Annotated in this window: 8 protein-coding genes and 1 pseudogene; 4 read left to right on the top strand and 5 right to left on the bottom strand. The window is 67.8% G+C overall.

Annotation, left to right across the window (positions count from 1 at the left end):
* A pseudogene (locus FV222_RS31125) lies at positions 1 to 420 on the top strand (hypothetical protein); the annotation flags it as partial.
* 13 nt (positions 421 to 433) lie between these two features.
* On the opposite strand, the gene FV222_RS11135 reads toward FV222_RS31125, so the two are convergent.
* The 5 genes from FV222_RS11135 to FV222_RS11115 all read right to left on the bottom strand — a co-directional run bounded on the left by FV222_RS11135 (position 434) and on the right by FV222_RS11115 (position 5,142).
* Positions 434 to 1,675 (bottom strand): capsule biosynthesis protein, encoded by a 1,242-nt coding sequence (locus FV222_RS11135; protein WP_147761499.1) that lies wholly within the window; start codon positions 1,673 to 1,675, stop codon positions 434 to 436.
* Between the two features lie 88 nt (positions 1,676 to 1,763).
* Complete coding sequence (locus FV222_RS11130; RefSeq protein WP_147754430.1) at positions 1,764 to 2,417, bottom strand: ABC transporter ATP-binding protein; 654 nt, start codon at positions 2,415 to 2,417, stop codon at positions 1,764 to 1,766.
* Between the two features lie 94 nt (positions 2,418 to 2,511).
* On the bottom strand, positions 2,512 to 3,327 hold the full coding sequence (locus tag FV222_RS11125; protein WP_147761500.1) for an ABC transporter ATP-binding protein: 816 nt from the start codon (positions 3,325 to 3,327) through the stop codon (positions 2,512 to 2,514).
* Positions 3,328 to 3,334: 7 nt separating this feature from the next.
* On the bottom strand, positions 3,335 to 4,144 hold the full coding sequence (locus tag FV222_RS11120) for an ABC transporter permease (RefSeq protein ID WP_147761501.1): 810 nt from the start codon (positions 4,142 to 4,144) through the stop codon (positions 3,335 to 3,337).
* On the bottom strand, positions 4,144 to 5,142 hold the full coding sequence (locus FV222_RS11115) for an ABC transporter substrate-binding protein (RefSeq protein ID WP_147754433.1): 999 nt from the start codon (positions 5,140 to 5,142) through the stop codon (positions 4,144 to 4,146). The genes FV222_RS11120 and FV222_RS11115 overlap by 1 nt, the downstream gene beginning before the upstream one ends.
* A 115-nt stretch (positions 5,143 to 5,257) precedes the next feature.
* Here FV222_RS11115 and FV222_RS11110 point away from each other — a divergent pair, with 115 nt between their 5' ends.
* From FV222_RS11110 to FV222_RS11100, 3 genes are all read left to right on the top strand, one after another.
* The gene (locus tag FV222_RS11110; protein ID WP_147814289.1) at positions 5,258 to 6,190 is read left to right on the top strand and encodes a 3-hydroxyacyl-CoA dehydrogenase NAD-binding domain-containing protein; all 933 of its coding nucleotides are present in this window, start codon (positions 5,258 to 5,260) and stop codon (positions 6,188 to 6,190) included.
* A 207-nt stretch (positions 6,191 to 6,397) separates the two neighbouring features.
* On the top strand, positions 6,398 to 7,327 hold the full coding sequence (locus tag FV222_RS11105) for an AEC family transporter (RefSeq protein ID WP_147761503.1): 930 nt from the start codon (positions 6,398 to 6,400) through the stop codon (positions 7,325 to 7,327).
* Between the two features lie 127 nt (positions 7,328 to 7,454).
* On the top strand, positions 7,455 to 8,687 hold the full coding sequence (locus FV222_RS11100) for an acyl-CoA dehydrogenase (protein WP_147754727.1): 1,233 nt from the start codon (positions 7,455 to 7,457) through the stop codon (positions 8,685 to 8,687).
* The last annotated feature ends 225 nt before the right edge of the window (positions 8,688 to 8,912 follow it).

Below are 8,912 nucleotides of genomic sequence, written 5' to 3'. Positions count from 1 at the left end.
GGCATAGGTCTCGGCCTCATGTTCGCTGAGGCCGGCGGCCTCCTCGGCGCTCTGACGGGCACCGGCCTCAGCGAACATGAGGCCGAGACCTATGCCGAAGGCGTGCGCCGCGGCGGCACCCTCGTCACCGCCCGCGTCGAGGACGGCCAGGCCGACCGCATCCTGGCGATCCTCGATCGGCACGGGTCGATCGATCTCGACGAGCGGGCGCAGGGCTGGCGGGCACAGGGCTGGACCGGCGGCATGACCGGCGCCGAGGTCGGAGCCGGCGAGGTCGGGTCGACGGCGATCGGGGCCGCAGCTTCGACCACTACCGGTCTCGACACCGAAAGCGGCCATACCCTGCTGCCAGTGGACGAGCCCCGCACCGCCGGCACCCCGCCGGCGCCGAGCCAGACCTTCGGTTCGGATCGCCGTTGAGCGAAGCTCGCGATCAGGTCATCTGCTTGCGGGCGAACAAGGCGGCGGCGAAGAACAACGCCGCGCCGGCCGCGACGAGACTGCTCATCAGCAGCCGTCGCGGCTGGGTCGAGGACTCCGCCAGGACCGGCTCGACGATCGGGCTGAAGAACTCGATCTGCCGGGCGGCGATGATCCGCGCGCGCTCGTTGGCGGCGATCACCTTGGCGTAGTATTTTTCCGTATCCTTGCGCTCGTTGTCGAGCGCCTCGAACCGTGTCAGCGTGTCGGACAGCAGGCGCTTCTGCTCCGGATCCTGGCTCGCCGACTGGTGTTCGATCCGGTTGATGTTATCGTCGAGGTCCTTGATCTGGGCCTTCATGTCGAGGATGCGGCGCGATTCCGGAGCGAGGTCGCGCAGCGACATCGTCAACTGCACCGAAAGGTTGATGCGCGCGGCCCTAAGCTCGGCGATCACCTTCAGGTTCGTTTCGTTGGCCTTCTGCGCATCGAGCACGCCGTCACGGTTGCGCAGGTCGCGCACCGCGAGGCGGATCTTCGCCAGGCGCTCCTCCGCCAAGCGCATCTCGCGATTGCTCTCGGCGACCGCATCGTTGCGCGCGCGCATGGTGAGCTCGTTCACCATGCGCTCGGCTTCCGTCATCACCGCCTTCGTGATCGCCAGCGACTCGGCCGGATCGAAGGCCGTCACCGTCAGCGACATGATGCCGGAGCTGCCCTCGAGGTCGATGGCGACGCGCTCGCGCCAGTACTTCAAAAACTTCTCGATCGGCTTCTCGGGATCGAAGCGCGAGAGGAAGTCGATCTGGTCGCGGCTGAACCATTCGCGGATCGGCAGCTTGGCCTGGATCACCTCCAGCATCGGACGGCTAAGGACGTACTGGTGGGTGATCAGCACGTCCTGAGCCAGCAGCTCCTTGGGGACGCCGGCATTGGTCCCGACCGCATCCGGCGTCGCCTTCTCGGCGCCGCCGAGGGCTGGGCGTAGCGCGAAGCGGGCCTCGGTGACGAAACGGTCGGAGGCGATCGGGCCGTAATAGATGCCGCCCGCGACGGTCGGCAGGACGAAGCACAGGACGAACAGGATCGGTAGCCACGGATCGCTCTTCACGTGGCTCTGGTAGGAGCGAATGCCCTTCTTGCGGTCGGCGAAGCGGGACAGTCGCGCGATCTGGCTCAGCGACTCCGCCACCGCCTTGGACCGGTCTGCGGTCGTCAGCGGCTGGCCCTGAGGGTTGCGGATCTCGACGTTCATGGACCTGCTAATTCCGTTGTCCGGGCGGATTTGGCGTCCACCCTCGGCGCATTGCGCGGCGAAACGATGTCTGCCCCGTGCGGCGACCTCACGCGTTCAGGCGCCGGTAGACCTCGATCGCGTCGTTGACGTCCTCGTATATGATGGCGCGGCCGTTGATCAGCACGATGCCCTGCGTGCACCACTCGCGGATCGTCTCCATCGAGTGGGACACCATGATGACGTCGGCGGACTTCCGCCGTTCGGCGAAGACTTCGGAGCAGCGCCGCTGGAAGCGCGCGTCGCCCACCGCCGTGACCTCGTCGATCAGGTAGCAATCGAACGGGATCGCCATGCTCATCCCGAAGGCGAGGCGCGAGCCCATGCCCGACGAGTAGGTCCGGATCGGAACGTCGAGGTAGCTGCCGAGCTCGGAGAAGTCCTCGACGTAGTCGAGCACGCGCTTCGGGTCCTCGCCGTAGACGCGCGCCACGAAGATCACGTTGTCCCGGCCGGTCATCATCGGGTGGAAGCCGCCGCCGAACCCGAGGGGCCAGGAAACCCGCAGAGCCCGCTTGATCTTGCCGCTCGTCGGCTCCTCGGTGCCGCCGATCATGCGCATCGTCGTCGACTTGCCGGCGCCGTTGATCCCGAGGATGCCGTAGCTGATGCCGGGCTTCAGCGTCAGCGACACCCGCTCTAGGATCGTGCGGCGATGGCCGTCGGTCTTGTAGATCTTGGTGACGTTCTCGAAGCGGATCACCGCAGGCCGATCTCCTCGACGCGCCTGGGTTGGCAGGCTGCCGAAGGCTGTTGCCCGCCGAAAGCGGCGAATCTGAGGATAGGCCCCGCCCGGCTCAGTCCACGGCCGGCGCGTGCAGCTCGGCGTTGGTGAAGCGCTGCTGCTCCTCCATGACCAGCGCGCCGAGCTCGCGCTTGATCGCGTTGAAGTCCTGACTCGACGGGTCGCGCGGACGCGGCATCGGTACGGTGACGTCGCGTTTGATCCGGCCAGGGCGGTAGGTCATCACCAGTATGCGGTCGGCGAGGTAGATCGCCTCCTCGATCGAGTGCGTCACGAACACGATCGTCTTGCGGTACTCCGACCATATGCGAAGGAGCTCGTCCTGAAGGGTCCGCCGGGTCAGCGCGTCCAGCGCCCCGAACGGCTCGTCCATCAGCATCACCGGCGGATCGAGCGCCAGAATGCGGGCGATCGCCACGCGCTGGCGCATGCCGCCGGACAGGTCTTTCGGATAGCGCTTGCGGAAGTCGGAAAGCCCCAGCGTGGCGACGATGCGATCGACGGCGATCGTGGCCTCCGGCTTGGGCACACCCTTGATATCGAGGCCGAAGCGGACGTTGTCCTCGACCGTCATCCACGGGAACAGCGCGTATTCCTGGAAGACCATGCCGCGGTCCGGCCCAGGCTGCGTCACCACCTTGCCGCCCATGGTGATCCGCCCGTCGGTGAGCGGGGTGAAGCCGGCGATGGCGTTGAGCAGGGTGGACTTGCCGCAGCCGGAGGGGCCGAGCAGGCACAGGAACTGCCCCTCCGGCACCGTGGTCGAAATGTCCTGGAGTGCCGCGACCGCGGCGGTCCCGGTGCCGAACACCTTCACGGCGTTCGCGACGACGATCTCTGCGGACTTGGATTGCCGGTCGGCGGACATGGGTGGCCTATCGCTCGAGGCCGCGATGCCAGCGCAGCAGGTGGTCGTTGAGACGGCTCATCGCGCCGTCGATGATTAAGCCGAGGATGCCGATCGTCAGCATGCCGCCGATGATCTTGTCCGACCACATGTACTCGCGCGCCTCGAGGATGCGGTAGCCGAGGCCGTCAGAGACCGCGATCATCTCGGCGACGATCACGACGATGAACGCGGTGCCGATGCCGATTCGCATCCCGGCGAGCACGTAAGGGCTCGCGGCCGGCAGGATCACCCGGCGGAACATCGTCCAAGAGTTGGCGCCGAGGTTCCGCGCAGCGCGGATGTAGATCGAGTCGACCTGCCGCACGCCGGCGATGGTGTTGACCAGCACCGGGAAGAAGGTGCCAAGCGCAATCAGGAATAGGGCCGGCGGGTTGCCGAGGCCGAACCAGACGATGGCGAGCGGTATGTAGGCGATCGGCGGGATCGGGCGCAGCACCTGTAGCAGCGGGTTGAACAGCCCATAGAGCCTGTCGCTCGTGCCGAGCATCAGACCGGTCGGCACTGCTAGCCCCGCACCGATGACGAAGCCCGCCAGAACCCGCGTCAGGCTCGACACCGCGTCGTGCGGCATCTCGCCTGAGAAGATCCAAGAGACGTAGCTCTCCTGGCCCGGCTCATAGGGGAGGGCGGGCAGCAGGCCCGCATACCACTTCACCGCCACCGAGCTCGGCGGCGGCAGTACGATCGGCGAGAACACGCCGACCCGGCTCAGGATCTCCCAGAGCACGAGCAGGCCGACCGGGACGAGGGCGCCCCGCAGCGAGGAAAGCCGCATCACGGGGTCTTCGATTCGGCCTTGATGCCAAGATCCGCCTTGGCCTTGTCGAGCAGGTCCGTCTTCACCCACTCGGCATCGCTCTTGGGCGGGGTCGTCATCTTACCGAGGCCGTACTTCATCATGTAATCGGTGGTGGTCTGCATGTGCCCGGCCGGCACGTCGTAGGTGTAGCTCGCGTTCGCCATGCCGTCGCGGAAGTCCTGGCTCGAAAGCTGGCCCTTGAACACGGACTCGCGCACGTACTTCTCGGCCAGCGCCGGGTCGTCGATGAAGGCCTTGGTCGCGGCCACGAAAAGCTTGAGCACCCGGCCGGCGATCTCCGGCTTCTCGTTGTACATCTTCTCGGTCATCACGAGCGGACGCACGGGGATGCCGATCGGCGTGTCGTAGGGCTTCACCACCTCGACGCCCCATCCGGCGCTGATCGCCTGAGTCGATTGCGGCTCCGACTGGCAGATCACGTCGACGTATTTCTGCGCCAGCGCCTGGTTCAGGTCGGCGTAGTTGTTGAAGTAAATCAGCTGCACGTCCTTGCCGGCGCGCTCGCCCCAGGTCATGCCGTGCTTGTCGAGCTCGGCGAGCAGCATCAGGTCCTGCGTGCCGCCGCGGACGGTGGCGACCTTGAGGCCTTTCACATCTTTTAGCGTTTTCACCGCGTCGAGATCGGGCCGCTTCAGGATGCGAACGCCGCCGTTGGCGAAACCCGCCACCACGTAGAGCTTCACGCCGTTGCCACGCGCCGCCACCGCGCCGTCGGCGCCCGAGGCCGAGATGTCGATCTGGTCCACCGCCATGGCGGGGTAGATGTCGGCGCCCTTGGCGAACTGCTTCTCGTCGATCTTCAGGCCGAACTTCGGGGCGATCTCCTTCATGTAGGAGATCGCCCCGTAGTGGGCAAACTTCAGGTTCCCGAGGCGGACGACGTCGTCGGCCCGCGCGGTGCCGGCGGCGAGAAGCAGGATCGCGGCGGCGGCGGCCGAGGCGCGCTTGAACATCGATGTCCTCCGGGTCGCAGGTCGTTCCGCCTGCCGTTCGCCCGGCGATGTACGCCGGGCGCTGCATTGACTAGGCGAGGCGCCGACTGAAAGTAAAGCGCAGGGAGGCGACGCCGTGACAGCTGTTGAAACGGATGAAACCGGCCGCATAGCCGTGGTCGGCTGCGGTACGCTCGGTGCCAGCTGGGCGGCCTTGTTCCTCGCGCACGGCTTCGACGTGGCGGCCTACGACACCGCGCCCGGCTTCGCGGACCGGCTCCGCGCTTCCGTCGCGCACGCGCTCGGCCAGCTGGGGGAACTCGGACTGCGTGGACGCGGGCGCCTGGAGACCTGCACCGCGATCGAGGCGGCCGTGTCCGGCGCGATCTTCGTGCAGGAGAACGCGCCCGAGGACGAGGCGGTCAAGCGGGCGGTGCTGGCCGAGCTCGACGCGCGGGCGGCGCCCGGCGTGATCGTCGCGTCGAGCACCTCGGCGATGCTGCGCAGCCGGATCGTCGCCGAATGCCGGACGCCGGAACGGGTGATCGTCGCCCACCCGTTCCACCCGCCGCACCTGGTGCCGCTGGTGGAGATCGTGGCGGGCGACCCGGCGACCGGCGAGCGCGCCGCCGCGTTCTACGCCCGGCTCGGGCGGCGCCCGGTGATCCTGCGGCGCGAGATGCCGGGCCACGTCGCCAACCGCCTCGCCTCGGCCCTGTACCGGGAGGCGGTGAACCTCGTCGCCGAGGGGGTGGCCAGCGTCGCCGACATCGACGCGGCCTTGTGCAACGGGCCGGGGCTGCGCTGGGCGGCGATGGGGCCGCACATGACCTATCATCTCGGCGGCGGGGCGGGCGGCATCCGGCACTACCTCGACCACCTCGGGCCGAGCCAGGTCCGCCGCTGGGAGAGCCTCGGCCGCCCCGAGCTGAGCGACGCGGTGAAGGATGCGATCGTCGAAGGCGTCGAAGCGGAGGCGGCCGGCCGCACGCTGCCCGAGCTGGAGGCCCGCCGCGACCGCGCGCTGATCGATATCCTGAAGGCCCGGACCGAGGTCGCCGGATCTTAGAGCATTTTCCCTGATCTCTGGATCACGGAAAATGCTCTAACCTGCTGTGTGGTCGCATTCTCTTCACACGAGCCGGCATCCACCTCGCTTGAAAATGCTCTAGCCGGCGCGCCGCTTCGCTCCGGCCATGCGCCCGACGCAACGTGAAGGCCGCAGCGGGCGTGCTATGCGCAAGCCCTCCTCGAACGCCAGCCGGTCCGCCATCCCGTGAACGCCGTGATGATCATCGTCCCGATCTTCGGGATCATCCTGATCGGCTGGGGCGCGGCGCTGGCCGGCCTGCTCTCCGACAAGGTGAGCGAGGGGCTTTCGGAATACGTCTTCGCCATCGCCGTGCCGTCGCTGATCATCGCGACGCTGACCCGGCCGGGCCTTGATGGCGAGATTTCCTGGGGCTACTGGATCTCCTATTTCGGCGGCGCCGGCATGTCCTGGCTCGCCGGGTCGCTGATCGCGCGGCGGCGCGCGGGCATCGAGCGGCAGGGCGCGATCCTGCACGGCTTCGCCGCCAGCCAGTCGAACACCATCTTCGTCGGCGTGCCGACCATCCTCCAGGCTTACGGCGAGGAGGGGGCGTTCCCGCTCTTCCTGCTACTCGCCGTCCACCTGCCGCTGATGATGGGCTGCGCCACCTTCCTGATCGAGGCGGAGGCCGGGCGTTCGCTCTGGCAGCGCCTGCGCGGCCTCGGCCTCGTGCTGATCCGCAACCCGATCTTCGTGGCGTTGCTGATCGGCATGGCGCTGAAGCAGGGCGGCATCGTCCCGTCCGGCATCCCCAAGGCGCTGATCGACATGTTCGCGGCCACGGCCTCGACCTGCGCGCTGATCGCGCTGGGCGCCGGCCTGCGGCGCTACCGCGTGCTGTTCGACCTGCCCGGTGCGGTGGTGATCGCGCTGTTGAAGCTCGTCGTCCACCCGCTGATCGTGTGGCTGCTCGCGACGAAGCTGTTTGTGATGCCGCCGGCCTATGCCGGCGTCGCGACGCTGTTCGCGGCGATGCCGGTCGGCATCAACGCCTACCTGCTCGCCATGCGCTACCGGACGGAAACCGGCCTGATCGCGGCCTCGCTCCTGGTCTCGACCCTGCTCGCCCCCTTCACCACCATCGCGTGGCTGACGCTGCTCGGCCGGGCGTGACAGCGGCGCGGGCCTGACCCTTCCCCGCGGCGGGCGCGGTGGAAGTCGCGGCCCATCCGGCTATCTTGCGGCGCAACGGCCGGCGAATCGCCGAACCGGCCGAGACCGTTTCGGAGAGGGATCGACCATGAACGCACCGATGCGCGCGCCCGCCGGAAGCGCCGGCCCCCTGGCCAAGGCGTCGGCCGCCTTCGTCTGGGACGACCCGTTCCTGCTCGAGGACCAGCTCACCGAAGACGAGCGCGCGATCCGCGACGTGGCGCAGGACTTCGCCCAGGAGCGGCTGCTGCCCGGCGTGGTGGACGCCTACGCCCAGGAGAAGACCGACCCCGATCTGTTCCGCCAGATGGGCGCACTCGGGCTGCTGGGCGTGACGATCCCCGAGGAGTACGGCTGCGCTGGCGCCGGCTACGTCGCCTACGGCCTCGTGGCGCGGGCGGTCGAGCGGGTCGATTCCGGCTATCGCTCGATGATGAGCGTGCAGTCGTCCCTGGTGATGTACCCGATCCACGCCTACGGCTCCGAGGAGCAGCGGCAGAAGTTCCTGCCGAAGCTCGCATCCGGCGAATTCATCGGCTGCTTCGGTCTCACCGAACCCGATGCCGGCTCCGATCCGGGCGGCATGAAGACCAAGGCCGAGAAGATCGACGGCGGCTACCGCCTGTCGGGGGCCAAGATGTGGATCTCGAACGCGCCCTTCGCCGACGTGTTCGTGGTCTGGGCGAAGTCCGACGCGCATGACGGCGCGATCCGCGGCTTCATCCTGGAAAAGGGCATGAAAGGGCTGTCGGCTCCGACGCTGAAGGGCAAGTTGTCGCTTCGGGCCTCGACCACGGGCGAGATCGTGATGGAGGGCGTCGAGGTCGGCGAGGACGCGCTGCTCCCCAACGTCTCCGGCCTCAAGGGCCCGTTCGGCTGCCTGAACCGGGCGCGCTACGGCATCTCCTGGGGCGTGATGGGCGCCGCAGAGGATTGCTGGCACCGGGCGCGCTCCTACACCCTGGAGCGCAAGCAGTTCGGCCGGCCGCTGGCGCAGACGCAGCTCATCCAGAAGAAGCTCGCCGACATGCAGACCGAGATCACGCTCGGATTGCAGGCATCCTTGCGCGTCGGCCGCCTGATGGACGAGGGAAAGATGGCGCCGGAGATGATCTCGCTGATCAAGCGCAACAATTGCGGCAAGGCGCTCGACATCGCCCGCACCGCCCGGGACATGCACGGCGGCAACGGCATCATGGGCGAGTACCACGTGATGCGTCACGCTCAGAACCTCGAGACGGTGAACACCTACGAGGGCACCCACGATGTCCACGCCCTGATCCTCGGCCGCGCGCAGACCGGGCTGCAGGCGTTCTTCTGATCTTCGTCTCGATAAGCGGATGTTTCGACGCGGGTCTCGGATCGCGCGGTACGATTTGCTCCCTCACGCGTTGTGCCACTGACGACGACATCTCGAACGCGTGAGAAACTGATGAAACGGATTGTCTTAGCGTCCGCCTTGATGGCCGGCGCGCTCGCCATGCTTCCCGCGACCGTCGACGCCCGCGGCTTCGGCGGCCGGGGCGGCGGCGGCTTCGGTGGCGGC

The organism is Methylobacterium sp. WL103, from assembly GCF_008039885.1.
Lineage (GTDB): Bacteria > Pseudomonadota > Alphaproteobacteria > Rhizobiales > Beijerinckiaceae > Methylobacterium > Methylobacterium cerastii.
The sequence above is the reverse complement of the archived record's forward strand: the minus strand, read 5'-3'. Positions and strand labels throughout refer to the sequence as shown.